Consider the following 26,039-nt stretch of genomic DNA (forward strand, 5'->3'; position numbering starts at 1 on the left):
GCCGCCGTGCAGTGCGGCTTGGTACACTCGCGCGATCTTCAATCCTCGATGGATTTGCTTTACATGCCCAACTTCCGTCCGCTCGCCATCGCGCTGGGCCTCAGCCTGGTCACCCTGGTCGCCGCCAACGACGCCCACGCCGCCCCCAAGAAGAAGGCCGCCGCCCGCGCGCCGGCAGCCAGCGCGCAGTGCACCGACTTCTACGAGGCGACCAATGCCGCCTGGCTGAAGTCCAACCCGGTGCCGCAGGTGGGAGCCACCACGGCGTTGGGCCTGATGGCCGAGCGTACCCGCGTGCAGCAGCGCGAACTGCTGGATGCCGCGATGACGGCACCGCAGGGCAACGTGCAGAAGCTACTGGGCGACTTCTGGGCCAGCGGCCTGGATGAGGCCGCGGTCGAAGCCGACGCCTCCAACCCGATCGCCCCGCTGCTGACCCGCATCAACGCGATCAAGAAGGCCAAGGACGTGCCGGCCTCGATCGCCGCGCTGCACCAGGTCGGTATCCCGGTGGCCTTCAACTTCGCACCGGACGTGGACCTGAAGGCGCTGGACCGCCACATCGGCTACTTCATGCAGGGCGGCATGGGCCTGCCGGATCCCGCCTTCTACACCCGCACCGACGCCGACACCGTGGCGCTGATGGGCCGCTACCGCACCTACGTCAAGCAGATCCTGGCGCTGACCGGCACCCCGGCAGCCAAGCTGGATGCGGAGTCGCAGGCGGTGATCGCGCTGGAAACCGAGCTGGCGCGCAACGCGCAGTCGCTGGCCGGCATCAACAACCCGTTCAACAACTACGCGCCGATCTCCACCAAGGAGCTCACCGGCCGGTACCGCAACCTGCAGCTGGACGCGTTCCTCAAGGTGCAGGGCGTCAACGACGACCTGGTCTCGCTGTCCGACCCGGCGCTGTTCAAGCAGCTCGACGGCATGGTCACCCGGATCAAGCCGGACCAGTGGAAGGCCTACCTGCGCTGGCGCGTGGGCGATGCGATGGCACCGTACCTGTCCAAGGCCTACCGCGACGCCGAGTTCGAATTCCGCGGCCGCGTGATCCGTGGCGAGACCATCGCCCCGGCGCGCTGGGAGCAGACCCTGGACGCCATCAACGTGGCCGCCGGCCCGATGCTGGGCCGCGAATACGCCAGCAAGTACCTGTCGGCCGATGATCGCCGCCAGGCCGCGCTGATCGTGGACAAGCTGCGCGAAGTGCAGATCGATGCGGTCAAGCGCAGCACCTGGATGAGCGCGGAGGCCAAGACCGAGGCGCAGGCCAAGCTGGCGGCGATGAAGATCGAGATCGGCACCCCGCTGCGCGACCTGGACTACACCGTGCAGCCGATGGGCCGTGGCAGCTTCGGCGGCAACATGCTGATCGCCTCGACCTGGCGCCACCGCGAGGAAATGAAGCGCATCGGCAAGGGCAACGCCGACCGCCGCTGGGACGTGCTGCCGCAGCAGCCGGCGCTGGCCTACGACATCGCGCAGAACCGCCTGATCGTCACCGCCGCCGTGCTGCAGGGCCCGGTGTTCAACGCCAAGGCCGACACCGCCGACAAGTTCGGCAGCTTCGGCGCGCTGGTCGCGCATGAGCTGACCCGCGCCATCGACGCCAAGGGTGCGCTGGTGGATGCCAAGGGCGAACTGCGCAGCTGGTGGACCCCGGCCGACAAGACCGCCTGGACCCTGTTCGGCAACCGTGTGGCCGCCCAGTACAGCGGCTACGAGTTCCCGGGCGTCAAGGGCGCCAAGGTCAACGGCGAGCTGACCCGCGAAGAGAACCTGGCCGATCTGGCCGGCCTGGAACTGGCGTGGGAGGCCTACAACGCGGTCGAACCGAACGCCAAGCCGGCCGCCCGCCAGGGCTTCTTCCGCGCCTGGGCCACCCTGTGGCCGCAGCAGCTGTCGCCGAACGAAGCCGCGCAGCGCGTGACCTCCGACATCCTGGCCCCGGGCCGCTGGCGCACCAATGGCCCGCTGTCCAACCTGCCGGCCTTCGGCGCGACCTTCAGCTGCAAGCCGGGTCAGCCGATGCAGCGCGTGGACGGCGACCAGATCAAGGTCTGGCGCTGAGTCCATCGTTGCAAGGCAGTGAAAAAGGCGCCCTCGGGGCGCCTTTTTCGTTCTGGCTCCGCCGCCGCGTCGCGCCGGCCCGGCTAACGAACCGGTTGCAGGGTGCCGCGATAGCCGGCGATCAGGCCGACGATCGGCACGGCGATCTCGACGTCGAACACGAACCGGCCGTCGTGGACGGTCTCGAACGTACGGCCCGCCGGGAGCAGCCGGGCGGGCAGCGGAATGCCCAGGCAGGACCAGCGGCGTGGCACCAGCCGCAGGCGGTCCCCGTCCACCACCAGGGCCAGCGCGACATCCACGATACCGAAGCGCTCCACCAGCAGGTGTGCGTCCCTGCCGTGTCCGCGACGTTGCCACGACGAAAAGGTGTGCCCGGCGAAATCACGGGTCCAGCGTTCGCCGCCCCGCTCCGGTGAGAGCCGCACGCTCACCGGCACGTCCGAACCCGCCGGCGGAAACCCGAATACCGCAGCGACCAGGCGCGACACCGTCCCGCGGCCACGGCGCACCTCGGCCACGCCGCTCCAGCGGCGTGCACCGGTGTCTGCGTGCAGCGCCCGCACCGGTGCAGGCAGCGCGTCGAATGCGCTGCCCAGCACCTGCTGGTACAGGCTGGCGTCCGACATCTGCCGCGCCCGACCTGGCCTACTTGACCCGGCGCAGATGATTGGGCCGCGGGCCACCCGGCGGACGCCGGTTGAACGGCGGTTGGCCGCGCCAGTAGCGGATCAGCAGCCAGCCGAACAGCATGCCGCCCAGGTGGGCGAAGTGGGCCACGCCCGGCTGCCAGCCGGTGGCGCCGAGCATCAGCTCGATCGCACCGAACACGATCACGAAGGTGCGCGCCTTCATCGGAATGGGCGGGAACAGCAACATCACCCGCTGATTGGGGAACAGCATGCCGTAGGCCAGCAACAGGCCGAACACGCCACCGGAGGCACCCAGCACCGTGGCCGGATTCTCCATCATCATGCCAACCACCAGCTGGCACAGGCCGGCGCCGACCACACACACCAGGTAGTAGGTCAGGAAGCGCTTTTCACCCCAGGTCTGCTCCAGCGGCGCACCAAACATGAACAGTGCGAGCATGTTGAAGAACAGGTGGCCGAAGCTGCCATGCAGGAAGCCGTAGGTCAGCAGCTGCCACGGCTGGAAGTTGCCGCCCGGCGAGAACGGATCGAATCCGCTGCGCAGCGGCTGCAGCATGAACGGCTCGAACGTGCCGTTGCCGAGCAGGAAGGGCTGCTGCAGCACGAACAGCAGGATATTGGCGATCAACAGCGCCTTGGTGACGGTGGGCAGTCGCGGAAACATGGAGGCATCCTTTGGAACCGAGGGCATCATAGCGCGGCCGGTTCAGCCCGGGCCCCACACCGCCGCATCCAGATCATCGGCGCCGCTGCGCGGCATGTGTTTGACCTTGCCGCGCTCGATCGCCACGCCTTCGGCGCGCAGCCGCTGGCTCTGTTCGCGCCAGCCATGCGATCCCTCGGGCATCGCGATGCGCCCGTCCGACCGCAGTACGCGATGCCACGGCAGGTCGGGGTCGTCGTTCTGGCCGAGCACGCGCGCGGTCAATCGCGCCCGGCCCGGCAATCCGGCCTTGGCCGCCACCTGGCCGTAGCCCATGACCTGCCCGCGCGGAATCGCCCGGATCACCGCCAGGATGCGTTCACGGGCCTGCGCGGCCGGATCATCGCCCTGCGGCGGGGGCGTGGCCGTCACGCGCGCACGCGGCTGACCAGCAGTACGCCGACCAGCACCAGTGCCGTCCCCAGAATCTGCCAGGGGCCCATGGGTTCGTCGAGCAGCCATAGACTCATCACGATGGTGGATACCGGCCCGAGCATACCGACCTGCGCGGCCAGCGACGAGCCGATCCGCTTGACCGCCAGCATGATCGCCAGCACCGGCAGCACGGTGCATACCGTCGCATTGAGCAGCGACAGCCCATACACGGGTGGCGGTGCCTGGCCCAGCGCGACCAGCGGGTGCAGCAGCGCGAAGTGCAGTACGCACAGCACGCAGGCCACGCAGCTGGCATAGGCAGTCAGGCGGATCGCACCGACCCGTGCCACCACCTGCCCGCTGCCGAACAGGTACAGCGCGTAGCTGAGCGCACTGGCAAACACCAGCGCACTGCCCAGCACGATGCGTCCGCCCTCCATCTGCAGGTCATGGCCGAACGCCAGCAGCACGCCCAGGTAGCTCAGCGCGAGCGCGGCGAGCTGCCAACGGCCGGGGCGCTTCTTCAGCAGCACCAGGCTGATCAGCAGTACCAGGGTCGGATTGAGATAGAGGATCAAGCGTTCCAGGGTCACGCTGATGTACTGCAGCCCCTGGAAATCGAGCAGGCTGGACAGGTAGTAGCCGGTGAAGCCCAGCCACACCACCCTGCCCCGGTCCGCCCAGGAAAGGGGCGTGGCGCGGCGCGCCGACCACACCGCCAGCGCGGCGAACAACGGGAATGCCATCAGCATGCGCAGCGCCAGCAGCGTGGTCGCATCCACGCCATGCCGGTAGGCCAGCTTGACGATCACCGCCTTGCCGGATGCGGCGATCGCCCCGATCGCGGCCAGCGCGATGCCACCGGCGGCGATGCGGCTGGACGAAGTGGGAAGCGATGAAACGGTGGGGGGCATCAGAACGACAGGCAGCCAGTCAGCGCATCAGCACGACTTCTTCGGCCGAGGTCGGGTGGATCGCCACGGTGGCATCGAACTGTGCCTTGGTCGCCCCCATCTTCACCGCCAGCGCGAAGCCCTGCAGGATTTCATCGGCCGCCTCGCCGAGCAGGTGCACGCCCACCACGCGCTCCTCTTCGCCCACGCAGACCAGCTTGAACAGGCTGCGCTGGGTACCGTCGGCAAGCGCCTGCAGCATCGGGCGGAAGTTGCTGCGATACACGCGCACGTCGCCATACGTTGCGCAGGCCTCTTCCTCGCTCAACCCGACCGCGCCCAGCGCAGGGTGCGAGAACACCACACTGGCCACGTTCCCATAGTCCATCTTCGCCTGCGGCTGGCCGCCGAACAGGCGGTCCATCAGCGTGCGCGCCGCGGCGATGGCCACCGGCGTCAGGCCGACCTTGCCGGCAATGTCGCCCACCGCATGCACGCTCGGCACCGCCGTGGTCTGCCATTGATCGACCTCGATCTCGCCCTTGTCGCCCACCACCACGCCCAACGCTTCCAGCCCGAGGTCGGCACTGTTGCCGCGGCGGCCCGTGGCGAAGAACAGCGCATCGAAGTGCGCGTCGGCCGGCCCGTCGTGGCCCAGCGCCACCACCGCATCGCCGTCGCGCTGCAGCTCGCGCAGGCGATAGCCGAAATGCAGCTGCACGCCCTGATGGCGCAGGTTCTCGGCGAGCTGGGCGGTCAACTCCGCGTCGAAACGTTCGAGCAGGCGGTCGCCGCGCACCAGCAGCGTCACCCGGCTGCCCAGCGCCTGCAGCAGACCCGCCAGCTCCACGGCGATGTAGCCACCGCCGACGATGGCCACGCGCTCCGGTGCGCTGCACAGGTTGAAGAAGTCGTCGGACACCTGGCCCAGCGCCGCACCCGGAATGTCCGGGCGCTGCGGATGCGCGCCCGTCGCGATCAGGATGTGCTCGGCGCTGATGCGCACGCCATCGCTGCACTCCACCGTATGCGCATCGACCAGGCGGCCGCGGCGCGGCACCCGGACGATCTTGTTCTCATCCAGCCGCTTGAGATAGCTGGCATGGATGTTGGCGATGTAGGCCTGGCGGTGCACCACCAGTTCCTTCCAGTCCAATGCCGGGCGCACCGGTACATCGAACCCCATCGCCGCCGCCAGACCGATGCGCCCGGCCAGGTCGGCCGCCAGCCACATCGCCTTCTTCGGCACGCAGCCGACGTTGACGCAGGTGCCGCCGAGTTCGCCGGGCTCCAGCATCGCCACCCGCCGGCCGTGCTGCGCCGCGCGGAATGCGGCAGCCAGGCCACCGGAGCCGCCTCCCAGCACGATCAGGTCATAGTCGTAGTGCGTCGTCATTGGCAGTACTCGATCAGGTAGGAGTGGGGCGGTTGCCCACCGTCATGCAGGAGAACGAGCATGCCATGCCCGCCCGCGAGCCATGCGTGAGGACGCCGGGTCACGTGCGCGCGGCGGTGCGCCGCAGAGGCGGCCACTGCAGATAGGTCATGGCACGCCACACCCATTCCAGCGGGCCGAACCGGAAGTGACCCAGCCACCAGTGGCTGACCAGCACCTGCACGCCGAACAGCGCCAGCGCGAACGGCACCTGCCACACCCGCGGCAGCTGTTCGAACAGGCCCAGACCGTAACCGTAGAAAATCCACGTACACACCAGCGACTGGCCGATGTAATGGGTGAGTGCCATCCGCCCCACCGGCGCCAGCCAGCGCAGCCGCTCGCGGGCGTGCACGATCCAGGCCAGGTAGCCCAGACACATCAGCAGCCCCGCCACCGACGACAGCGCATAGGCGGCGCCACTGGCCGGGGTGAACGTGCCCGGGGCCAGGTACGGCACCCAGTACGCGCTGACCAGCATCAGCGCCAGCCCCACCGGCAACGCGATCCAGCGCAGCGCCGCATACAGCCGCGCGAAGCGCGCCGGGTCGGCCAGCGCGCCGCTGCGGGCGAACCAGCTGCCGATCAGAAACATGCCCAGCACTTCCGGGCCGATGACCATGATGCCCGACAGCATCGCGCCGAGATCGCTTACCCGCTGCGCGACGGCCTGGCTCCAGCTGCCGTGGCCATAGGCCTGGCGCTGCAGCTCGATGGTCTGCTGGGCCTGCAGCATGGCCTCGCGCGTCTGCCCGCCCGGATCGCCGTTGGCGGCCAGTGCGCCCATCAGCGCGCCCAGCAGCAGCAACAGCAGCGCCGCGAGCAGGTAGCTGCCCACGCCCATCGCCGGCAACCAGGCGCGCGGCGCATCGCGGCAGGCCAGCAGCGGCAGCGAGATCAACGCATAGATCACCAGGATGTCGCCGGACCACACCAGCAGTGCGTGGCACAGGCCGATCAGCAGCAGCCCGGCGCTGCGCCGCAGGTAGAAGGGGGTGAATTCGCGGCCGGCGGCCGCAGCGCGCTGCGCCATTACCGAGAAACCGGCGCCGAACAGCAGCGAGAACAGGGTGAAGAACTTGCCCTGGACGAGCACGTAGATCGCCGCGTCGGTCCAGTAGTCGGCGCCCTGCCAATGCGGGTCGATGCTGGTAAAGGACAGATCCAGCGGGCCGCTGAGCGCTTCCAGGTTCATCAGCAGGATGCCCAGCAGGGCAACGCCGCGCAGGATGTCGATGACCGCGATGCGCTCGCCGGTACCGGTCGGCTGCAGGGAGGGAACGGCTGCGTTCACGGGGGTTCCGGGGGCAAGGGCGGACAGTATGGCGCCGCGCGCCAGAGGGGGCGGTGGCACAGATGCAAACGGCCCGCCGAAGCGGGCCGTTGCGGTACAGCGCGGTGGCTGGCGATCAGTGCTGGTGGCCGCCGTCGCCGTGCACGTGGCCGTGCTCGATTTCTTCCTTGCTGGCCTCGCGCACTTCCACGATCTCCACATCGAAGTGCAGGTCCTTGCCGGCCATCGGGTGGTTGAGGTCGACGTCGACCACGCTCATGCCGACCTTCTGCACGGTGACCGCGCGCGGGCCGAAGTTGGTCTGCAGGACAACCTGCTGGCCCGGCACCAGGCGGGTGGTGCCGAAGTGCTTCTTGGGCACGCGCTGGCTCAGGCCGTCGCGGCGCTCGCCGTAGGCATCGGCCGCCTTCACGTCAACCGCGAAGGTCGCGCCGGCTTCCTTGTCCATCATGGCGTTTTCCAGGCCCGGGATGATGTTGCCGTGGCCGATCAGGATCGCCAGCGGATCACGATCCTTGGAGCTCTCGATCGGCTCCTGGCCGAGTTCCGAGACGGTGTAATGGAAACGGACGACGCGGTCTTTTTCGATCTTCATGCGCAACTCTGTCTGGGACTGCCATCGGGCAGACGGGTGAGGCGGGTTGTCGCCCGCCGGATACGCCGCCATGATGACGGCCATCTAAGGTGGCGCATTATCCGGACAACATGCAGCTGACGCCAGTTTCGCCCGCAACCCGCCTGCCCGTCCGCCGGGCGCTGGCCCTGTTGGCGGTCGCCCTGCTTGCCGGCTGCGGCGGCGGCAAGGCCGTTCGCCCCTCGCCCCCGCCCACCGCCAGCCATGCCTGGCCAACCGTGGCGCCGAACGACCCGGCGGCGGCCAACGCGGTGCTGATGCGCGCCATCGGCCTGGTGGGCACCCCCTATCGCTATGGCGGCAATACCCCCGAGTCCGGTTTCGACTGCAGCGGCCTGGTCGCCTACGTCTATAGGGAAATGCTGGATCTGCGCCTGCCGCGCACCTCGCGCGACCTGGCCGCCGTGCAGGGTCCGAAGATCGACCCGCAGCGGCTGGCCCCGGGCGATCTGGTGTTCTTCGGCAGCCGCGGCAGCGTCTCGCACGTCGGCATCTACGTGGGCGAAGGTCGCTTCGTTCACGCCCCCAGTACCGGCGGAACGGTGCGCCTGGACTCGCTCGGCGGGTCGTACTGGAAGGACCATTACACCGGCGCGAAACGTGTTCTGCACTAAGCTGAACAGGGCCAAGGTCCAAATTTGTGACGGGAATCACACCAACTAAAACGAAAATTTAACGGAATTTGTACCAAATCACAGGTCTTACACGGCATGATCACCCATCGTTTTTATTCAGTGACCGCCGCGTGACGACAGACGACCTGACTTGCAAAGGCCAGACCGCCGCTTCCCGGCGAAGCGCCCGACCCGCCCTCCTCGCTTTCGCGCTCTGCCTGGCCAGCCTTCCGGCCTGGGCCCAGAGCACTCCGACGACCGGCTCCGAGGCAGCTGCACCCGCCGTCACCGCTACCCCCGATTCCCCCGCGCCGGCCCGTCCCAAGGCTGAAGCGCCCGCCCGCAGCAAGGCCGATGCCGCTGCCAGCGCCACCCTCGCCGCCCTGCTTCCGCACCTGGCGGCCAACGACACCATTCCCCTGATGGACCGCTCGGCGATGGTTGCCGGCGATCTCAGCCGCCTGCTGGCCAATTACGACGCCAGCACCGGCGCCGTGGTCGGCACCGCTGCCGACAATGGCAAGGTGCAGTCCCTGCTGCGCCGCGCGATGACGCTGCTGGGCACCCCCTACCGTTGGGGCGGCACCTCCCCGGACAGTGGCTTCGACTGCAGCGGCCTGGTCGGCTACGTGTTCCGCACCGCCCTGGGCATCGAACTGCCGCGCGTCTCGCGCGAGATGGCCCATGACGGCGAGGCCGAACTGATCAACGACCGCAATGCCCTGGCAGCCGGCGACCTGGTGTTCTTCGGCCGCAAGGGCCGGGTCGACCACGTCGGCATCTATGTCGGTGAGGGCCGCTTCCTGCACGCCCCCAGCACCGGCAAGGATGTCCGCGTGGACAGCCTGGTCACCGGCTACTGGAGCGCCAAGTTCATGCAGGCCCGTCGCGTCGAGCTCTGAGCCCGCCGCCACCGCCCGCCAAAAGGCCGCTGCCCTGCAGCGGCTTTTTTTTTGGAACGCTGGGAGCCATTCCATGCATCGCGGCGGGTGGGTCGGGCGCTGGGCCACGTGTCGAGAGTGCCGGCGCCTCAAAAGACCTGCTTTCCAGCGCGCGCACCGCAAGCCGAGCCCCGTCGTGGTGCACGGGCCCCAGGGCAACGTAAAGGAGGAGGGGGCGGCCGAAGGCCGACGCCGGGGGACAGTTGCCCAGGGGCCTGCGCGCCGCGACGGGGCCCCTCACGCTCGCGGTAGCGTGGAGCGGAGAAGCGCACTACGCCTTCTGCAGCCCTCAGCCTGGCACGTGTCTCTCTCCTCCACGCGGCGGATGGCAGGTCGGGCGCTGGGCCACGATGCCCTTGCCGGCGAATGTCCCCCGGCGTCGGCCTGCGGCCGCCCCCTCCTCCTTTACTTCGCCCACAAGGGCATCGCCGCCCACGTGTCGAGACTGCTGGCGCCTCAAAAGACCTGCTTTCCAGCGCGCGCACCGCAAGCCGAGCCCCGTCGTGGTGCGCAGGCCCCAGGGCAACGTAAAGGAGGAGGGGGCGGCCGAAGGCCGACGCCGGGGGACAGTTGCCCAGGGGCCTGCGCGCCGCGACGGAGCCCCTCACGCTCGCGGTAGCGTGGAGCGGAGAAGCGCAGTACGCCTTCGGCAGCCCTCAGCCTGGCACGTGTCTCTCTCCTCCACGCGGCGGATGGGAAATCGGGCGCTGGGCCACCTGTCGAGACTGCTGGCGCCTCAAAAGACCTGCTTTCCAGCGCGCGCCGCAAGCCGAGCCCCGTCGTGGTGCGCAGGCCCCAGGGCAACGTAAAGGAGGGAGGGGGCGGCCGACGGATCGGGCGCTGGGCCGCACCGCCTTCGCTGGTTGCTCAGGGGATGCTGGCCGCTGCCGCCGCCAACCGGCGTTGTTCCTTCTGTCGTGCAGGCATTCTTCGCTGGCGATCTCCCCGCGCCGCACGCCGGGGGGTAGCGGACCGGGCGTGGGGCGGCACGCTCGGGGCACCCGTCCAGGACTTGATGCCGCCCCTGTTCTCCTCGACAAGGTGACGCATGGCGGCAGTCCCTGAATTCCCGGCCCGGTGTGTGATCTGGTTTGGACGCCCCTTGGCCAACGAACGCGCTGCGCTGGCAGCGGCAGGCTGGCAGGTTCGCGGGGTCGCGCCCGAGCAGTGCGCCGGCATCGGCATGCGGGGCAGCGACCAGATCGTGGGGCTGCTCGACCTGCGCGATGTCGTGCCGGCCAACCTGGCCCATCTGCAGCAACTGCTCGTGGAGCATCGCCACATGAGTCTGCTGGCGATCGTCCCGTCCACCGGCCTGCCCCCCTCCCCGGCCCTGGATGCCCTGCTTGCTGCCTGCGTGGCCACCTACCGCGCCCCGGTGGACATGCCGCACCTGGTCCTGCGCCTGCAGCAGCTTGCCGCCGACGACACCGCGCGCAGCGGCCCCGGCCCGCAGGCGCTGATCGGCGACAGCGCCGTGCTGCAGGTCACCCGCGCAGCGCTGCGCAAGTTCGCCCCGGTGGAGCTGCCGGTGCTGATCACCGGCGAAACCGGCACCGGCAAGGAGCTGGCCGCGCAGGCGCTGCACGCGTTGTCGCCACGCCATGCGCACCCGTTCATGGCGGTCAACTGCGGTGCCATTCCGGCCGCGCTGGTGCAATCGGAACTGTTCGGACATGAGCGCGGTGCCTTCACCGGCGCCGCCGCGCGCCGGCTCGGCCTGTTCGAAACCGCCAATGGCGGCACCGTGCTGCTGGACGAGATCGGCGACCTGCCACTGGATGCGCAGACCAGCCTGCTGCGCGTGCTGCAGGAAGGCACGGTCGAGCGCGTGGGCAGCAATCGGCCGCTGGCCGTGGACGTGCGTGTGCTCGCCGCCACCCACGTGGATCTGGAAACGGCGGTGGAACAGGGGCGGTTCCGCCGCGATCTGTTCTACCGGCTCAATGTGCTGCGGCTGCCGTTGCCGCCGCTGCGCGAGCGTGGCAGCGATATCGTGCTGCTGGCCCATCACTTCCTGGACAGCTTCCGCCGCCGCCACGCCACCCGCGCGCGCGGCTTCAGCGCCGACGCGCTGCGCGCCCTGGAACGCTTCCACTGGCCGGGCAACGTACGCGAGCTGCTCAACCGCGTGCAGCGCGCGGCAATCGTCACCGAGACCGAGTTGATCAGCGCCACCGACCTGGAACTGGGGCAGCCGCTGCTGCCGACCGCCCAACGCGGCCTGCACGACGCCCGCCAGGTGGCCGAGCGCGAGACGCTGCTGCACGCGCTGCGCCAGAGCGATTTCAACATCAGCGCATGCGCACGCACGATGCAGGTGTCGCGGGTAACGATCTACCGCCTCTGCCGCAAACACCAGCTGGCCCTGCCGGAGCTTCGGTAGCGCCGGCTGCCAGGTTGCCTTACAGCATGTACGGCACCTTGAACGCCAGAGTGAAGTCCGGCGCGTCCGGCGTCAGGCCGATGCCGAGCAGGCTGACCAGCGTGGTGTTCTGGTTGAGCGCATAGGTGATGCCAAGGTTGAGCGTGCCGGCATTGGCGTCGCTGCCGATCACCTTCAGCCATTGGCCGTTGCGGTATCGCGTGGAGGCACGCGCACTGAGTTTGTCGCTGAAGGAGATGCTCAGGCTGGTGCGCTCGTTGAACGCGAACGCGACACCGGCACCGAAGTAGTACGAACCGCCCAGCTTCACATCGCCAGGGTTGACCGTATCCGGATTGGCATCGATGTCGTCGAAACTGCGCGGGAACGAGTGGATGTACCCGATGTTGGCGAACAGGATCGCGGGGTCGGCGGTCTTGACCGCCGACAGGCCCACATTGGCCTGCCACACGCCGTTGCCGGTGGGCTGTTCTTCGGGCACGGCGAACCGGATGAAGTCGTCGTCATCGCGTTCAAGCACCTTCCAGTCCAACCCGTACGGCGCGCGTCCGGTCGGCGCGGTGGCACCCACCGTCAACACGGTTTCCGGCCAGCGCCCGTGTTCGGAGAACAGCTTGTAGTTGGCGCTGACGCCGACATCGCCGATGCCGTTGCCGGTGGTTTCCTCCTGCGCGATCGCGGCGGCCGAGCCACCGGCACCGCCCTTCTGGAAGACCGTTTTGCGTGCCAGGTAGGGCACGTCCAGGTTCAGGGTCAGACGCGGGCTGACGCCCCAGCGCGCCGCCAGGTTGTAGGTCAGCGTGTCGGACTCGACGTTCTCGATGGCGATGTTGCCAAGGAAGATCGCATCCAGTGCGAGGAAGCCGTTGAGGCTGAGCTGCTTGCGATCGTAACGGGCGTAGGTGAGGCTGTTTTCGAGCGTGAAGCGACGGCTGAACAATGCGGCCTGCTGCTGCTTGACGTCATCCACGCTGCGCCGCGACTCCTGCTTGGCCTGCCTCGCCTCCTCGGCGCTGCTGGCGTAGCCGTCGCCGCTTGGCGCGGCCGGCGTACCGGCAGGCAGCGGGGGCGGCGGTGCGGCGCCGGCTGCCGCCACGGGGGCGGTCTTGCCGGTCAGGCGTGCCTGCATCGCCTGCACCTGCATATCCAGTTCGCGCAGCCGTCGCACTTCCTGCGCGTAGTTCGCCTTCAGCGTTTCCAGCTGCGCCATCAGTGCCTTGACGTCGGCTTCGTCGTTGCCGGCCGGCTGCTGCGCATGCGCGCCGGCTGCCGCCATCAGTGCCAGCGCCGCCAGCGCCAGCGGTGTTGCCCGTATCGGAGTGTGCATTGCCTTGGCCCACGGTTGTGTTGTCGCCCCCTTGCCGGCCCTGTCTTACTGGCCCGGCCCCATGCCTACACCCCGTACCAGCGTCATCGCCTGCGCCACGTTCTGGCTGAGGGGAACGTTGTTGACCAGGGACTGCCGTACCAGGTCGATCTGCAGGCGGTTGCTCACTGCCTGGCCATCGCTGCTGAGCGCGATGCTCTGGCCGACACTGCCGTTGCGGATCCACTGCTGCACCGCGCCTGCACCCTCGATCTGCAACTGCACCTTGGCGCTGTTGCCGTCGAGCTGGGCGATCGCACTGACGCCATCGCGCTGCAGTGAAGCCACGTGCGCGTTGTCGGCACCGGCCGGCGGCGCCACGCCGTCCCGCACGGTCAGCTGGGTGGCGTTGCTGGCCTGGTTGCCGTCGCCGGCGACCTGGATGGTCTGGCTGAGTCCGGCCACGTTCTGCAGGCCACTGGCATCGATGCTGCGGCCGGTGGTGACCGGCAGCGGGGCATCGGCGGCGGTGACACTCACGCTGGGCGCGAAGGTGATGCGCGGCGTGCTGCCCTGGGTGAAATCCATGCCCAGTTTCAGCGCGCTCTGCGCCGACTGGCCGCCTGCGGTCTGCCACTGCGAGATCATGGTGACGCCGAACCAGGCCACTGTATTGCCACCGACGGTGTAGCGTCCCCGCATGAGATTCAGTTCCGGATCGGGGATCTCGCTCAGTCCCTTGCCGGGCCGGCTTTCATCGGCATGCGCCGGTGCCATGCCCAGCACGGCCAGCAGCACCACGCCGGGCGTCCACGTTGCGATGTTCATGTTGACTCCTTAGAACAGGTCGGCATGGGTGAATCCGAAGTCGACCAGTTCCGCGTCGGTGATCGGGCCCTGCCGGGCATACAGCGAACGCGCACTGGGCCGTTCGCCAGGCTGCAGCAGCACCGTGTTGCGATCGAAATCACTGCCGATCACGACAAACACAGCGCGCGACGGCCACGCCTTGAGAAATTCACTGACGGGCAGGCTGCGGTTGCCCAGGATCGGGTCGGCCACGTCCACCACATCGCCACGGACCTGCTTGAGGACCACGAAGTGACGGAACCCGCGTACATCCATCAGCACCAGTCCAGGCACGCGCAGCGATCGCAACCGCTCTTCGTTGACGCGATACCCGCGCCCGCGCATGCCCATCGATTCCACGTACCGCTTGATGTCCAGCAGCGAAAATCCGCGCTGGTGCACCAGTTGGGGGTCCGATACCCCCATCATCCCTTCGATCACCGTGCCTTCGTCCGCCTCCAGGTGGTAGGCGTAGCGCAGGATCGTGGCCAGCGCCGCCGCGCCGCAGCTGTAGTCGGTGTGCTGCCGCACGATGTTGCGGAAGCGCCGCTCCTGCATGCTTTCAACGCGCTGGGTCAGTACCGCCCCATTGGGCAGCACGCCACTGAAGCCGACATCGCCGGCGCGCACCGCGCCCATCGGCAGCATCAGCAGCGACAACGCCCACACCAGCATCCAGATGCGAAAACGGTTGGACATTGCGCTCTCCGGCTCAGGAAGGAGCCCCTGCCCCGAAAGGGGGAAAAGGGACAGGGGCTCCCGGGGAGCCCGGCCATTGGCGGATGGCCGGGTTTGTTGCGCTCAACGCGTACTGCTTGCGAAAACGGACAGACTTACTCGCCGGTGCCGCCGCCACCGCCGCCGGTGGAGGGTTGCGCCACGGCCAGTGCCAGGCTGTTGGCCTGCAGGTTGCCGGTACCCGCCGACACGTTCACCCCGATGTTGCCGGAGGCATTGGAGAACGCACTGCCGGACAGGGCCGCGGTGTTGGTGGCATTCACCGCCACCCAGCGGGTGGTGGAGACGGTGCCGCTCAGGCTCGCGTACAGGTCGGCCACGCCCAGTTCGACGAACTGGCTGGTGCCGCTCTCGTCGGTATCGAAGGCGATACCGCCCACACCCTGGCGATTCGGATTCGCCGTCGCGTTCTGGATCTCGTTATCCATGTCGATGTGGCCCGTTGCATTGCCACTCGGATGGTCCAGTTCGCCATTCCACGTATCCAGGTAGTAGTTGTCCTTCTGGTAGGCGTTGCCGGTGCCGCTGTAACGGCCTGCGCCCACCGCGAGGGTGCCGCCGGAGACGCGCCCGCGCAGGCTCACATCCACGGTATCGGTCATGCGCTGCAGATAGCCGGCATTGCTGACGGTATTGCCGCTGGAGACCTGGTTGGAGCTGATGCTCGAGGTGGCATAGGCGGCGGTGGCCACGGAGGCGGCCAGCGCGTTCTTCTGCTCGTTGTTGTTGCCGGAGGTGGCGTTGACGCCGATGTTGCCGGACGCGCCGCTGAAGGCATTGCCACCAAGGCCCGCGGCGTTGGTCACGCCGGAGTTGAGGGTGGTGTTGCCCGCGCCGTACTGGTTGACGAACACTTCGGCGTCGGCCATGCCGAAGCTGAAGGATGCATCAGCCGCGGACAGCGATGCGGCATTGTCCTGGGCGTTGTTGTCGCCGGCGGCAACGTTGAAGCCGAGGTTGCCCGACGCATCGGCACCGACGTCGTCGGCAATCGAAGCGTTGTTGGTGACCAGGCTGTTGCCGGCCAGGTTGTTGCTGATCGACTGGCGGTTGTCGATGATGGCGATGGCGGCCGAGTCGAGGTCGATCGAGCCGGTAATCTCCGGATCGCCGGAGAAGTTGATGTCCGAACTCAGACGCAGATCCTTCTCGAGGTTCACGTCCACGCCGTGGTTGTTCTTTTCCTTGCGCTCGTCGGCCTGGATGTTGCTGGTCTTGTTGACGTCTTCGTTGACGGTCACGTCGCGGTTGCGGGTGACATCTTCATTGACGGTGGTATTGGTGGTGCTGTTGGTGTTGCGGGTGTTGTTCCAGGTCCGGTTCCAGGTGCGCGAATCGGTGTTGGTGTTGGTTTCGGTATTGGTATCGGTGTTGGTGTTGGTGCGGGTCTCGCTCACGTTGTGCAGGTGATTGATGTTCGCGCTCTGGTTCTGGTTGTCGCGGTCATTGCCCCAGCCGTTGGCGCCGGCCGTGGCCGATGCCGCAGCGATGGCTACTGCGAGTACGGTCCGCTTCATGGTGGTATTCATGGTGCCCTCTCTCTCATCACAGACAATCGGGTGGATGTGACTACTCACGGGGTGGACTGCACCGAGATGCTCAGTTGATTTGCGGTGGCGTTGCCGGATCCCGCGATCTGATTGAGTTGCAGGACGCCGTCAAAACCCTGCAGTGCGGTGGCTTCCACCGCCACCCTGCGGGTTCCAGCCGGCCGGCCGTCGTTGACGGTCGCCTGCCCCCCTGCTGACGCGAGCGCACCCGACGCGGCCAGAGCCTCGTCGTTGGTCTCGCGTATGCCCTGTTGCGCCAGCGTGGCGGTGACGACGTTGAGCGTCGCATTGCCGTTGCCGCTGGCCTGGTTGATCGATGCGACGCCGCTGGCGCCGCGCAGTGCCTGTCCGCCAATGCTGGCGCTGGCGTCCATCGGCCCATCGCCGAGCACGCGGTCGCCGGCCTGGCGTTGCTGCGCCTGGATGGCCACGTTGGCGCGCTGCCCGTTGGCGATGCCGATGAGGTTGGCCTGCTGGTTGAGATCGCCGGCCACCATGTTCACGCTCATCGCACCGTTCGCGCCGGCCAGCGCGCGGCCGTCGATGCGACTGTGGTTGAGGTAGGACAGCATGGCGGCGTAGTCATCGCCGGACTGCGCCGACGCGACGGCCGGCACGATTAGCGCAAGTGCCATCACGCTGCCACGCAGCCAGGCGCTCATTTGCCGGGCCCGCCAGCAGGCTGGCCGAGCGGGAACTGCGCCAGCGCGCCCCGCACCTGGTCGCCGATGCCGCGTGTGGCGTTGCCCACCGCGCCCATCGAACCGCCGATGGTGTTGCTGAACTGCCCGCCGGACAACATGCCGTTGTCGGTGACCTTGCCCAGCGTATGGTTGACGGTCTGCCCGGTGACCCGTTCGATGGTGGTCGACCCGTGGGCTGCGCCGGCACCGGTATTGGAACCGAGCGAGGCATAGTCGTCGTCGCTGAGTTCATCCATTCCGGTCGAGGTTCCCAGCGCCTGGCTTACTTCGCGCTTGGGCGACGGATCGGCAATCAATGCGATCCCGGGCGGTGCGGGACGATACGCAGGCCGGGTCGACACATCGCGCAGCAGCACGATCTCACCCGGCTGGGCCTTCACCCCCTGACGTGCGCCGGAGGCCGTGGCGGCCAGCGGCAGTACCATCACTGCGGCCAGCCACCAGGGGCTGAAGCGCGGTGTCCTGCGTGCGGCAATGCTGTCCATGGCGAACTCCCGAAAACATGCGCAGGGACATCGCAGCAATCGTGCCAAGTCCAGCAGGCCCGCATTGCAAGGCCTTGCCGGCCACCGGACCCGGCCGCCGCGTCATCGGTGTTACAGCGGCGTGGGAAATTCGTTGCCTGAACGTGCGCACAGACGCGCGTCGCCGCCCGCAGCGTCAACAGTGGCGGGCCTGTATCAGCGTCGTTACACCCGCTGATACACCCCGTTACGGTGCGTGGTCAGCGACGGCTGCCGCGCAGTTGTCTCCGCTCGGGTCTACCGCGAGCATGAGGGCCACCGTCGCGGCCCAGCGCCCGACCCACCTGCCGCGCCTGTAAAGACGCAAGCGCACACAGCCGCGTCTCCGCTCTGGTCTACCGCGATCGTGAGGGGCCCCGTCGTGGTGCGCAGGCCCCTGGGCAACTGTCCCCCGGCGTCGGCCTGCGGCCGCCCCCTCCTCCTTTACGTTGCCCTGGAGCCTGCGCACCGCGACGGAGCTCGGCATGCGGTACGTACACGTAAAAGCCGGTCTTTTGAGGCGCCAGCACTCTCGGCACGTGGGCCGCGATGCCCTTGTGGGCGAAGTAAAGGAGGAGGTGGCGGCCGCAGGCCGGCGCCGGGGGACATTCGCCGACAAGGGCATCGTGGCCCAGCGCCCCGACCCACTACCCGCCGCACCAGAAATCTGCAGCGCACATCGTGCATGCCACGCGTAGGCGTCAGAACATAAAAAAGGGCCAGCAGATGCCGGCCCTTTTCGACGTCTTACCCGCGGAGCGCGGTCAGGACGGGCGTTCTTCTCCCTCGTCCACGCCCAGGTTGGTCGACGGATTGTCGTAGACCGCGCGATCCAGCAGCCCGGTTTCCTTGGCCACCAGCACCGGCACCAGCATCTGGCCCGTCACGTTCGTCATCGTCCGCATCATGTCCAGAATGCGATCGATCGCGTACAGGTAGCCGATCGTCTCCAGCGGCAGGTTCGCCGCGCTCAGCACCACCGTCGCCATCACCACCGCCGTGCCCGGCACGCCCGCGGTGCCGAAGCTGCCCAGCACCGAGGCGATCAACACCACGATGTACTGCTCCGGCGTCAGCGGCACGCCCGTGTACTGCGCGATGAACACCGCGCACAGCGCCGGGTAGATTGCCCCGCACCCGTCCATCTTGATGCTTGCACCCAGCGGCACCGCGAACGAGGCGTAGTCCTTGTTCACGCCCAGGTTGTGCGTGATCGAGCGCATCGCCGCCGGCATCGCCGCGAAACTCGACGAACTCACGAACGCCACCTGCATGCCCGGGGCCGCACCGCGGAAGAACTTCAGTGGGTTCAGCCCGTGCGCCAGCAGCAGGCTGCCGTACACCACCACGATGTGCAGCGCACAGGCCACGTACAGCGCCAGCACGAAATTGCCCAGCGGCAGCAGCTTCTCGAACCCGTAGCTGCCCACCAGCCCGGCGATCAGGCCGAACGTTCCCAGCGGCGTGATTTCCAGCACAAAGCGCGTCACCTGGATCATGATGTCGCTCAGCTGACCCGTCAGCTTGCGCGCCTCGGCCACCTTGTCGCCCAGTTTCACCATCGCAAAGCCGAGCAGGCCCGCGAAGAAGATCACCGGTAGGATCGACCCACGGCCGGCGGCCAGCACCGTCTCACCGGCCGCATTGACCTTCGTGCCGATGCCGGTCAGCGCATAGAACACGTTGGACGGCACCACGTCCATCAGCACCTTCACGATGCTCGGCACCTCCCGCGGCGTGTAGCCGTGGTCCATGCTCAGGCTCAGGTTGCCCGTCCCCGGCTGCATGAGCGTGCCCACGGCGAGGCCGACGCACACCGCCAGCGCCGCTGTGATGATGAACCACAGGAATGTCCGCCCGCCGAGCGCCGCCACCGACTTCTGTCCGTGCAGCGAGGAGATGGCATTGATCACCGCGAAGAACACCAGCGGCACCGCGATCATCTTGATCAGCGTGACATACAGGTCGCCGAGCGGACCGAACCAGGTTTCCGCCGCCGGCCCGAGCAACCAGCCGGCCAGCGCACCCAGCACGAAGCCGCCAAGCACGCGTTGCCAGAACGGAATCCGCAACCACGCAGAGACCAGCTTCATGAGCATTCCAGAGAGGATTTGACAGCTAGGCACGATAGCCCAAGCCGGCGCCCGGAACGAGGCGTGGACAGAAAATCAGCGTGTCATCGGCGTGCCTTGCGCCGTTCTGCATAATGAACGCCCGATTCACCTGAGAGATATGCCTGTCCATGTCCCGTTCCACGTCCCTGGTGGTGGCCATCGCCGCCACCCTGCTGCTCGGCGCCTGTGCCAGCACCGCCCCCACCTCCGGCAACGGTCCCGCCAGCGTCCAGGTCGATGTTCCGCCCGTGGCCCATCCTGCCGGTGAAACCCCGCAGTGGTGGTACCGCAGCGGCGCCGCCCGCGCCGCCGGCAACGGTGCCATGCAGGGCCGGGCCAAGAACGTGATCCTGTTCCTGGGCGATGGCATGAGCCTGACCACCGTTGCTGCCGCACGCATTTTCGAAGGCCAGCGCAACGGCAACCCCGGCGAGGAGAACCTGCTGTCCTGGGAGCGCTTCCCGGCTACCGCATTCAGCAAAACCTACAACACCGACTCGCAGACCCCCGACTCGGCCGGCACCATGACCGCCATCACCACCGGCGTGAAGACCCACATGGGTGCCATCGGCGTCAGCGCCGGGCAGCGCACCGACTGCGCCGACAGCCTGGACAAGGGCCTGCTGACCTGGCTGCAGCTGGCCGACAGCGCCGGCATGGCCACCGGCGTGGTCTCCACCGCCCGCCTGACCCACGCCACCCCGGCGGCCACCTATGCCCATTCGCCCGAGCGCAACTGGGAAAACGACACCGACCTGCCCGAAGCGGCCAAGGCGGCCGGCTGCAGGGATATCGCCCAGCAGCTGCTGTCCACCTCGCGCTATGGGCGCGGCCCGCTGGTCGCCCTCGGCGGGGGACGCGGTGAGTTCACCACCGTCGAAGAACGCGATCCCGAGTACGACGACAAGGTAGGCCAGCGCCTGGACGGCCGCAGCCTGGTCACCGAATGGCAGCAGGCCCACCCGCAGGGTGCCTATGTCTGGAACGCCAAGCAGTTGCAGGCCGCCGCCAACGCACCGGCAATTCTCGGCCTGTTCGAACCGGACCACATGCGCTATGAGATCGAGCGCAAGGACGACCCGGCCGGCGAACCGAGCCTGGCCGAACTGACCCAGGCCGCCATCGCCAACCTGTCCCGCCACCAGGAAGGCTACGTGCTGATGGTCGAAGGCGCGCGTATCGACCACGCCAACCACAGCGGCAATGCCTACCGTGCCCTGAGCGACACCGTGGCACTGTCCGATGCCGTGCGCGCCGCGGTCGAGGCCACGTCCGACCAGGACACCCTGATCATCGTCACCGCCGACCATTCGCACACGCTGAATTTCGTCGGCTACCCGGCACGCGGCAACCCCATCCTCGGCAAGGTCAAGGACAAGGGCGGCGAAGACGGTTCCGGCGCGCTCGATGTGGCCCGCGATGGCCTGGGCCTGCCCTACACCACGCTGAGCTATGCCAATGGCCCCGGCTATACCGGCCCCACCAACCAGCAGCCGGCCGGCCCCAAGACCTATCCGCACAACCCGAGCAGCTTCGAGGCCGCCAGCGGCCGGCCGGACCTGTCCCATGTGGATACCGAACACCCCGACTACATGCAGGAAGCCCTGGTCCCGACCAAGAGCGAAACCCACGGCGGCGAAGACGTCGGCATCTGGGCGCGTGGCCCCGGCAGCAAGGCCATCCGCGGCACGATGGAGCAGAACACGCTCTACCACATGATCGTCCAGGCCACCCCGCGCCTACGCGACCGCCTGTGCGCGGCCGGCACCTGCGATGCCAAGGGCGTGCCGGTGGAGCTGCCGAAGCCGACCGCGTTCGAGCGCAAGGCCGACGCACCCTGATGCCGGGCACGTCGCACCCGGCACGCAGCAGAGGCCGCCACGCGCGGCCCCTGCTGCTGCTCGCCGGCCTGCTCGCCTGCGCCGCGGCACATGCCCAGGCGCCAGAGTGCAAGGTACTCACCGAAGAACACGGGCTGTGGATGCTGCCCGGCTGCACGCTGGAAGCGGGCAAGCCCCGCATCGAGGAGCAGACGCTGGCCCAGCTCGATTACGACGCCGATGGGCTGGCGGTCGTGTCGGCCGGCGGCAGCTTCCACTACGTCACCCGGCAGGGCCGCACCCAGGCGGTGATCCCCTGGGACAACGGCCCGGACCCGCTCGCCGAGGGCCTGCTGCGGGGCCGCGTCGGCGCGCGCATCGGATACTTCGACGCCCGCCTGGTACAGGCCTTCCCGACCACCTTCGACTTCGGCTGGCCGTTCACCGACGGCATCGCGCAGGTCTGCAACGGCTGCCACCGCGGCCCTGCCGACGCCCAGGGCCACATCCCGATGGAGGGCGGCGAGTGGTTCCACATCGACCGCCAGGGGCGCCGCGTTCCCGATCCGGCCACGCCATGACCGGCGCACATGGCGGCAATGGCCGCCAGACCCGATACTGCCGGCCTGCCTGAGTCATGCCGGACCCGATGCCCTTGGACCTGCCCGTTCCTCCCGACGCCCCCACCCCGGTGCTGGTCGGCTTCAGTGGGGGCCTGGATTCGACCGTCCTGCTGCACTGGCTGGCGGCGATGCCCGCACAGCACGCGGCCGGTCTGCGCGCCCTGCACGTCCACCACGGTCTGCAGGCCGCCGCCGACGGCTGGGTCGACCATTGCCGCGCAATCTGCGCGGCGCGCAATGTCCCGTTGCAGGTGATCCACGTCGACGTGGCCCGCGACAGTGGCCAGGGGCTGGAAGCGGCGGCACGCAACGCGCGCCGCGATGCCTTCTCCCACGCCTTGCGGCCCGGCGAACGACTGGCGCTGGCCCACCACCGCGATGACCAGGCCGAGACCTTCCTGCTGCGTGCGCTGCGCGGCTCGGGCGTGGACGGGCTGGCGGCGATCCAGGCCCAGGCCGACTTCGCTACCGGCACGGTCTGGCGCCCGCTGCTGCAGGTACCGCGCAGTGCCCTGCTGGACTACGCGCACGCGCACGACCTGCGCTGGATCGACGACCCCAGCAATGCCCGCGACGACGCCGACCGCAATTTCCTGCGCCTGCACGTGATGCCGCTGCTGCAGCAGCGCTGGCCACAGGCCGATGCCGCGTTCGCGCGCAGCGCCACGCTCTGCGCGCAGTCGCAGCGGCTGCTGGACAGCACCGACCGCGACGCACTGCGGCGCTGCCTGATCGCGCCGGGGGTGATGTCCATTGCCCCCCTGCAACGGCTGCCCGCCGAACGCCGGGCGCGCCTGCTGCGGCGCTGGGTCCGCAACAGCGGATTGCCGCCCCTGCCCGCCGCGGGCGTGGACGCGATCGAACGCGACCTGCTCCCGGCCGCCCCGGATGCGGATGCGCAGTTCGCGTGGCAGGGCGCGCGCATCCGCCGCTGGCGCGGTGAACTGCACCTGCTCTCCATCACCCTTGCCCTGCCACCGCACTGGAGCGTGCATTGGGACGGGCGGGCGGCGTTGGCGCTGCCCGACGGCGGCCAGCTGGCGCTGGTCGGCGCGAGGCGTCTGCCCACACCGGTACAGGTGCGTGCGCGGCGCGGTGGCGAACGCATCCAGCTGCCGGGCCGCACCCATTCGCACGCGCTCAAGGACCTGCTGCAGCAGCGTGGACTGCCCCCGTGGCAGCGCCGCCAGTTGCCGCTGCTGTTCGAAGAGGACACCCTCGTTGCCGCCGGCGACCGGGTGATCGCCGCATCGCTGCAGCACTGGCTGGATGAACACCACGCCCACCTGCAGTGGACGCCGGGCAGCGCGTGAATTGACCCCACCGGGCGGGCGCATCACACTTGTGGCATGCCCAAGAAGTCCCCCAACGAAACCTCCCCGGTCGCCCACTTCGAACAGTCGCTGGAAGAACTCGAGCAGCTGGTGGAGAAGATGGAAACCGGCGAGATGAGCCTGGAACAGTCGCTCAGCGCCTACGAACGTGGCGTGGGCCTGTACCGCCAGTGCCAGCAGGCGCTGGAACAGGCCGAACTGCGCGTGCGCCTGCTCCGCGACCCGGCCCAGCCGGACGCGGCCGACAGCTTTGATCCGCCCGGCCATGACGGTTGAGTCCACGTTCGCGCGTTGGCGCGACCGCATTGAAAGCCAGCTCGACGCCAGCCTGCCTTCCCCCGAATCCGCGCCGCAGCGCCTGCACCAGGCGATGCGCTATGCCGTGCTCGGCGGTGGCAAGCGGATGCGCCCGCTGCTGGTGTACGCCAGCGGCCAGATCTTCGGCGCCGACGAACACGCGCTGGACGCGCCGGCGATGGCGGTCGAGCTGATCCACGCCTATTCGCTGGTGCATGACGACCTGCCGGCGATGGATGACGACGCGCTGCGCCGCGGCCGCCCCACCACGCACGTCGCCTTCGACGAAGCCACCGCGATCCTTGCTGGCGACGCACTGCAGACCCGTGCCTTCGGCCTGCTCGCCGATGCAGCCCTGCCGGCGCTGCTGCGCGTGCACTGCCTGCAGGCGCTGACCCATGCTTCCGGCGCGGCCGGCATGTGCGGCGGCCAGGCGCTGGACATCGACGCCACCGGCCATGCCCAGCCGCTGGCCGATCTGCAGCGCATGCACGCCCTGAAGACCGGCGCGCTGATCCGCGCGGCCGTGCGGATGGGCGCGCTGTGCGGCGACGCACCGCACGCCGACCTGCTGCAGCTCGACGATTTCGCGAACGCGCTCGGCCTGGCGTTCCAGGTGCGCGACGACATCCTCGATGTCGAAGCCAGCTCCGAGCAGCTCGGCAAGACTGCGGGCAAGGACCAGGCGCAGGACAAATCGACATTCCCCGCGCTGCTGGGCATGGATGGCGCCAAAGCCGAGCTGGCGGCGCTGAGCGAGCGCATGCAGGACGGCCTGGCCGCCTACGGCGAACGCGCCGATGCATTGCGTGCATTGGGACGGCTGGCGGTCGAACGCGATCATTGATCTGAAGCCCGGCGATGCCGGGCGTTCCAGCGCACACAGCGGTGTCTCCGCTCGGGTCTACCGCGAGCCTGAAGGGCTCCGTCGCGGCCGACAGGCCCCTGGGCAACTGTCCCCCGGCGTCGGCCTGTGGCCGCCCCCTCCTCCTTTACGTTGCCCTGGAGCCTGTCGACCGCGACGTAGCTCGGCTTGCGGTGCGCGCACGAAAACCAAGCCCAATCCCCCACGTAGTGCCGGCCGCTGGCCGGCTTCTGCGAGGCGCCAGCAGTCTCGGCACGCTGGGGCGCGATGCCCTTGTGGGCGAACTAAAGGAGGAGGTGGCGGCCACAGGCCGACGCCGGGGGACATTCGCCGACAAGGGCATCGCGGCCCAGCGCCCCGACCCACCCGCCGCCGCACCTGGAGCGCTGCAGAGCGCGCATTCCGTCAGGGGGCTCGCCTTGCGCACGCGCGGGAAAGCAGTGCTTTGAGGCGCCAGCAGTCTCGATACGCGGGCCGCGATGCCCTTGTGGGCGAAGTAAAGGAGGAGGTGGCGGCCACAGGCCGACGCCGGGGGACATTCGCCGACAAGGGCATCGCGGCCCAGCGCCCCGACCCACCCGCCGCCGCACCTGGAGCGCTGCAGAGCGCGCATTCCGTCAGGGGGCTCGCCTTGCGCACGCGCGGGAAAGCAGTGCTTTGAGGCGCCAGCAGTCTCGATACGTGGGCCACGATGCCCTTGTGGGCGAAGTAAAGGAGGAGGTGGCGGCCGAAGGCCGACGCCGGGGGACATTCGCCGGCAAGGGCATCGTGGCCCAGCGCCCGACCCACTACCCGCCGCGCCTTGCATGTCACACATCGCGAGCAGTGCGTGCGACGCTGAAGGAAGAAGAACAAAAAAACGCCCGGCAGTGCCGGGCGTTTTTCATGACGCCGCAGGGCGTATGGCCGCCGGCTTACTTCACCAGGCGCAGCGCGAACGGGTAGCGGTAGGCTTCGCCGTTGTTGGCCTTCACCGCCGCGATGATGCAGAAGACCAGGTTCAGGATGCCGACCAGCGGCGCCAGCAGGCCACCGATGATCACGATCATCAGCACGAAGCAGATGACCATCGCGATGGTGATGGTGATCTGGAAATTCAGCGCTTCCTTGGCCTGGTCGTTGACGAACGCCTTGCTGCTGTCGTCCTTGTTGACCAGCCAGATGATCAGCGGGCCGATGAACCAGGTGAAGATGCCCAGCAGGTGCGCAGCCAGCGCCATCGTGCGCTGGTCGCTCGGCACCGGATCGGTGTGGGCCGGCGGCGGCGGCGGGGCGGTGACGTTGTCGAATTCGCTCACGTAAAGCTCCTTGTGCGGTATGTGGGTAGTGCGC

At 68.5% G+C, this 26,039-nt stretch carries 24 protein-coding genes; 9 read left to right on the plus strand and 15 right to left on the minus strand.

The window, feature by feature from the left end; all coding sequences use genetic code 11:
* Positions 1–63 precede the first annotated feature (63 nt).
* Positions 64–2,076, plus strand: coding sequence for a M13 family metallopeptidase (locus ACLB90_RS03720; protein ID WP_411851669.1), 2,013 nt, complete (start codon positions 64–66; stop codon positions 2,074–2,076).
* A gap of 83 nt (positions 2,077–2,159) precedes the next feature.
* Here the strand turns inward: ACLB90_RS03720 and ACLB90_RS03725 are convergent, their stop codons facing one another.
* The 7 genes from ACLB90_RS03725 to ACLB90_RS03755 all read right to left on the minus strand — a co-directional run bounded on the left by ACLB90_RS03725 (position 2,160) and on the right by ACLB90_RS03755 (position 8,024).
* Positions 2,160–2,705 carry a DUF4166 domain-containing protein gene (locus tag ACLB90_RS03725; RefSeq protein ID WP_411851670.1) on the minus strand — a complete coding sequence of 182 codons (546 nt, stop codon included), beginning with the start codon at positions 2,703–2,705 and terminating at the stop codon, positions 2,160–2,162.
* Positions 2,706–2,724: 19 nt separating this feature from the next.
* Positions 2,725–3,393, minus strand: a complete 669-nt coding sequence (locus ACLB90_RS03730) for a rhomboid family intramembrane serine protease (protein WP_411851671.1) — start codon at positions 3,391–3,393, stop codon at positions 2,725–2,727.
* A gap of 42 nt (positions 3,394–3,435) precedes the next feature.
* A complete protein-coding gene (locus tag ACLB90_RS03735; protein WP_411851672.1) occupies positions 3,436–3,804 on the minus strand; it encodes an MGMT family protein in 369 nt (122 codons plus the stop codon).
* A complete protein-coding gene (locus tag ACLB90_RS03740) occupies positions 3,801–4,721 on the minus strand; it encodes a DMT family transporter (RefSeq protein WP_411851673.1) in 921 nt (306 codons plus the stop codon). Before ACLB90_RS03740 ends, ACLB90_RS03735 begins: the two co-directional genes overlap by 4 nt.
* Before the next feature lie 19 nt (positions 4,722–4,740).
* Positions 4,741–6,096 carry a glutathione-disulfide reductase gene (gene gorA / locus ACLB90_RS03745; RefSeq protein ID WP_411851674.1) on the minus strand — a complete coding sequence of 452 codons (1,356 nt, stop codon included), beginning with the start codon at positions 6,094–6,096 and terminating at the stop codon, positions 4,741–4,743.
* Positions 6,097–6,196: 100 nt separating this feature from the next.
* Positions 6,197–7,456 (minus strand): DUF418 domain-containing protein, encoded by a 1,260-nt coding sequence (locus ACLB90_RS03750; protein WP_411852692.1) that lies wholly within the window; start codon positions 7,454–7,456, stop codon positions 6,197–6,199.
* An 88-nt stretch (positions 7,457–7,544) separates the two neighbouring features.
* Entirely contained in the window at positions 7,545–8,024 is a 480-nt protein-coding gene (locus tag ACLB90_RS03755) for an FKBP-type peptidyl-prolyl cis-trans isomerase (RefSeq protein ID WP_411851675.1), read from the minus strand.
* A 110-nt stretch (positions 8,025–8,134) separates the two neighbouring features.
* Between ACLB90_RS03755 and ACLB90_RS03760 the strand changes: the two genes are divergently transcribed.
* The 3 genes from ACLB90_RS03760 (at position 8,135) to ACLB90_RS03770 (ending at position 12,004) form a co-directional block, all read left to right on the plus strand.
* Positions 8,135–8,677, plus strand: a complete 543-nt coding sequence (locus ACLB90_RS03760; RefSeq protein ID WP_411851676.1) for a C40 family peptidase — start codon at positions 8,135–8,137, stop codon at positions 8,675–8,677.
* 131 nt (positions 8,678–8,808) lie between these two features.
* Entirely contained in the window at positions 8,809–9,579 is a 771-nt protein-coding gene (locus ACLB90_RS03765) for a C40 family peptidase (RefSeq protein WP_411851677.1), read from the plus strand.
* 1,087 nt (positions 9,580–10,666) lie between these two features.
* Positions 10,667–12,004, plus strand: a complete 1,338-nt coding sequence (locus tag ACLB90_RS03770; RefSeq protein WP_411851678.1) for a sigma-54 interaction domain-containing protein — start codon at positions 10,667–10,669, stop codon at positions 12,002–12,004.
* Between the two features lie 19 nt (positions 12,005–12,023).
* On the opposite strand, the gene ACLB90_RS03775 is transcribed toward ACLB90_RS03770, so the two are convergent.
* The 7 genes from ACLB90_RS03775 to ACLB90_RS03805 all read right to left on the minus strand — a co-directional run bounded on the left by ACLB90_RS03775 (position 12,024) and on the right by ACLB90_RS03805 (position 19,747).
* Positions 12,024–13,331 carry a hypothetical protein gene (locus tag ACLB90_RS03775; protein ID WP_411851679.1) on the minus strand — a complete coding sequence of 436 codons (1,308 nt, stop codon included), beginning with the start codon at positions 13,329–13,331 and terminating at the stop codon, positions 12,024–12,026.
* Positions 13,332–13,376: 45 nt separating this feature from the next.
* Positions 13,377–14,138, minus strand: coding sequence for a hypothetical protein (locus ACLB90_RS03780; protein ID WP_411851680.1), 762 nt, complete (start codon positions 14,136–14,138; stop codon positions 13,377–13,379).
* Positions 14,139–14,147: 9 nt separating this feature from the next.
* Entirely contained in the window at positions 14,148–14,858 is a 711-nt protein-coding gene (locus ACLB90_RS03785) for a C39 family peptidase (protein WP_136003169.1), read from the minus strand.
* A gap of 134 nt (positions 14,859–14,992) precedes the next feature.
* Positions 14,993–16,426: an adhesin gene (locus tag ACLB90_RS03790; RefSeq protein ID WP_411851681.1), complete on the minus strand. Its 1,434-nt coding sequence runs from the start codon at positions 16,424–16,426 to the stop codon at positions 14,993–14,995.
* Positions 16,427–16,470: 44 nt separating this feature from the next.
* Positions 16,471–17,109, minus strand: a complete 639-nt coding sequence (locus ACLB90_RS03795) for a hypothetical protein (protein ID WP_411851682.1) — start codon at positions 17,107–17,109, stop codon at positions 16,471–16,473.
* Positions 17,106–17,636: a hypothetical protein gene (locus ACLB90_RS03800; protein WP_411851683.1), complete on the minus strand. Its 531-nt coding sequence runs from the start codon at positions 17,634–17,636 to the stop codon at positions 17,106–17,108. Before ACLB90_RS03800 ends, ACLB90_RS03795 begins: the two co-directional genes overlap by 4 nt.
* Positions 17,637–18,418: 782 nt before the next feature.
* Positions 18,419–19,747 carry a dicarboxylate/amino acid:cation symporter gene (locus tag ACLB90_RS03805; RefSeq protein ID WP_017355798.1) on the minus strand — a complete coding sequence of 443 codons (1,329 nt, stop codon included), beginning with the start codon at positions 19,745–19,747 and terminating at the stop codon, positions 18,419–18,421.
* Between the two features lie 149 nt (positions 19,748–19,896).
* On the opposite strand from ACLB90_RS03805, the gene ACLB90_RS03810 reads away from it, so the two are divergent.
* From ACLB90_RS03810 to ACLB90_RS03830, 5 genes are read left to right on the plus strand one after another with little or no spacing between them, the layout of a single operon-like run.
* The gene (locus ACLB90_RS03810; protein ID WP_411851684.1) at positions 19,897–21,609 is read left to right on the plus strand and encodes an alkaline phosphatase; all 1,713 of its coding nucleotides are present in this window, start codon (positions 19,897–19,899) and stop codon (positions 21,607–21,609) included.
* Complete coding sequence (locus ACLB90_RS03815; RefSeq protein WP_411851685.1) at positions 21,609–22,169, plus strand: WG repeat-containing protein; 561 nt, start codon at positions 21,609–21,611, stop codon at positions 22,167–22,169. Before ACLB90_RS03810 ends, ACLB90_RS03815 begins: the two co-directional genes overlap by 1 nt.
* Before the next feature lie 56 nt (positions 22,170–22,225).
* Positions 22,226–23,524 (plus strand): tRNA lysidine(34) synthetase TilS, encoded by a 1,299-nt coding sequence (gene tilS / locus ACLB90_RS03820; protein WP_411851686.1) that lies wholly within the window; start codon positions 22,226–22,228, stop codon positions 23,522–23,524.
* 36 nt (positions 23,525–23,560) lie between these two features.
* Positions 23,561–23,821 (plus strand): exodeoxyribonuclease VII small subunit, encoded by a 261-nt coding sequence (locus tag ACLB90_RS03825; RefSeq protein WP_411851687.1) that lies wholly within the window; start codon positions 23,561–23,563, stop codon positions 23,819–23,821.
* Complete coding sequence (locus ACLB90_RS03830; protein WP_411851688.1) at positions 23,811–24,689, plus strand: polyprenyl synthetase family protein; 879 nt, start codon at positions 23,811–23,813, stop codon at positions 24,687–24,689. The genes ACLB90_RS03825 and ACLB90_RS03830 overlap by 11 nt, the downstream gene beginning before the upstream one ends.
* 932 nt (positions 24,690–25,621) lie before the next feature.
* Here the strand turns inward: ACLB90_RS03830 and ACLB90_RS03835 are convergent.
* A complete protein-coding gene (locus ACLB90_RS03835; RefSeq protein ID WP_136003163.1) occupies positions 25,622–26,005 on the minus strand; it encodes a DUF4870 domain-containing protein in 384 nt (127 codons plus the stop codon).
* Positions 26,006–26,039: the final 34 nt, after the last annotated feature.

This window comes from Stenotrophomonas sp. LGBM10 (assembly GCF_046736075.1).
In the GTDB taxonomy this organism is placed as follows: domain Bacteria; phylum Pseudomonadota; class Gammaproteobacteria; order Xanthomonadales; family Xanthomonadaceae; genus Stenotrophomonas.

What these genes read in the sequence shown, in the direction of transcription:
- ACLB90_RS03720 (WP_411851669.1), top strand. Translation starts at nt 64, where the DNA reads ATGCCCAACTTCCGTCCGCTCGCCATCGCGCTGGGCCTCAGCCTGGTC.
- ACLB90_RS03725 (WP_411851670.1), bottom strand. Translation starts at nt 2,705, where the DNA reads ATGTCGGACGCCAGCCTGTACCAGCAGGTGCTGGGCAGCGCATTCGAC.
- ACLB90_RS03730 (WP_411851671.1), bottom strand. Translation starts at nt 3,393, where the DNA reads ATGTTTCCGCGACTGCCCACCGTCACCAAGGCGCTGTTGATCGCCAAT.
- ACLB90_RS03740 (WP_411851673.1), bottom strand. Translation starts at nt 4,721, where the DNA reads ATGCCCCCCACCGTTTCATCGCTTCCCACTTCGTCCAGCCGCATCGCC.
- gorA (WP_411851674.1), bottom strand. Translation starts at nt 6,096, where the DNA reads ATGACGACGCACTACGACTATGACCTGATCGTGCTGGGAGGCGGCTCC.
- ACLB90_RS03755 (WP_411851675.1), bottom strand. Translation starts at nt 8,024, where the DNA reads ATGAAGATCGAAAAAGACCGCGTCGTCCGTTTCCATTACACCGTCTCG.
- ACLB90_RS03760 (WP_411851676.1), top strand. Translation starts at nt 8,135, where the DNA reads ATGCAGCTGACGCCAGTTTCGCCCGCAACCCGCCTGCCCGTCCGCCGG.
- ACLB90_RS03770 (WP_411851678.1), top strand. Translation starts at nt 10,667, where the DNA reads ATGGCGGCAGTCCCTGAATTCCCGGCCCGGTGTGTGATCTGGTTTGGA.
- ACLB90_RS03775 (WP_411851679.1), bottom strand. Translation starts at nt 13,331, where the DNA reads ATGCACACTCCGATACGGGCAACACCGCTGGCGCTGGCGGCGCTGGCA.
- ACLB90_RS03780 (WP_411851680.1), bottom strand. Translation starts at nt 14,138, where the DNA reads ATGAACATCGCAACGTGGACGCCCGGCGTGGTGCTGCTGGCCGTGCTG.
- ACLB90_RS03785 (WP_136003169.1), bottom strand. Translation starts at nt 14,858, where the DNA reads ATGTCCAACCGTTTTCGCATCTGGATGCTGGTGTGGGCGTTGTCGCTG.
- ACLB90_RS03790 (WP_411851681.1), bottom strand. Translation starts at nt 16,426, where the DNA reads ATGAATACCACCATGAAGCGGACCGTACTCGCAGTAGCCATCGCTGCG.
- ACLB90_RS03795 (WP_411851682.1), bottom strand. Translation starts at nt 17,109, where the DNA reads ATGAGCGCCTGGCTGCGTGGCAGCGTGATGGCACTTGCGCTAATCGTG.
- ACLB90_RS03800 (WP_411851683.1), bottom strand. Translation starts at nt 17,636, where the DNA reads ATGGACAGCATTGCCGCACGCAGGACACCGCGCTTCAGCCCCTGGTGG.
- ACLB90_RS03805 (WP_017355798.1), bottom strand. Translation starts at nt 19,747, where the DNA reads ATGAAGCTGGTCTCTGCGTGGTTGCGGATTCCGTTCTGGCAACGCGTG.
- ACLB90_RS03810 (WP_411851684.1), top strand. Translation starts at nt 19,897, where the DNA reads ATGTCCCGTTCCACGTCCCTGGTGGTGGCCATCGCCGCCACCCTGCTG.
- ACLB90_RS03815 (WP_411851685.1), top strand. Translation starts at nt 21,609, where the DNA reads ATGCCGGGCACGTCGCACCCGGCACGCAGCAGAGGCCGCCACGCGCGG.
- tilS (WP_411851686.1), top strand. Translation starts at nt 22,226, where the DNA reads ATGCCGGACCCGATGCCCTTGGACCTGCCCGTTCCTCCCGACGCCCCC.
- ACLB90_RS03825 (WP_411851687.1), top strand. Translation starts at nt 23,561, where the DNA reads ATGCCCAAGAAGTCCCCCAACGAAACCTCCCCGGTCGCCCACTTCGAA.
- ACLB90_RS03830 (WP_411851688.1), top strand. Translation starts at nt 23,811, where the DNA reads ATGACGGTTGAGTCCACGTTCGCGCGTTGGCGCGACCGCATTGAAAGC.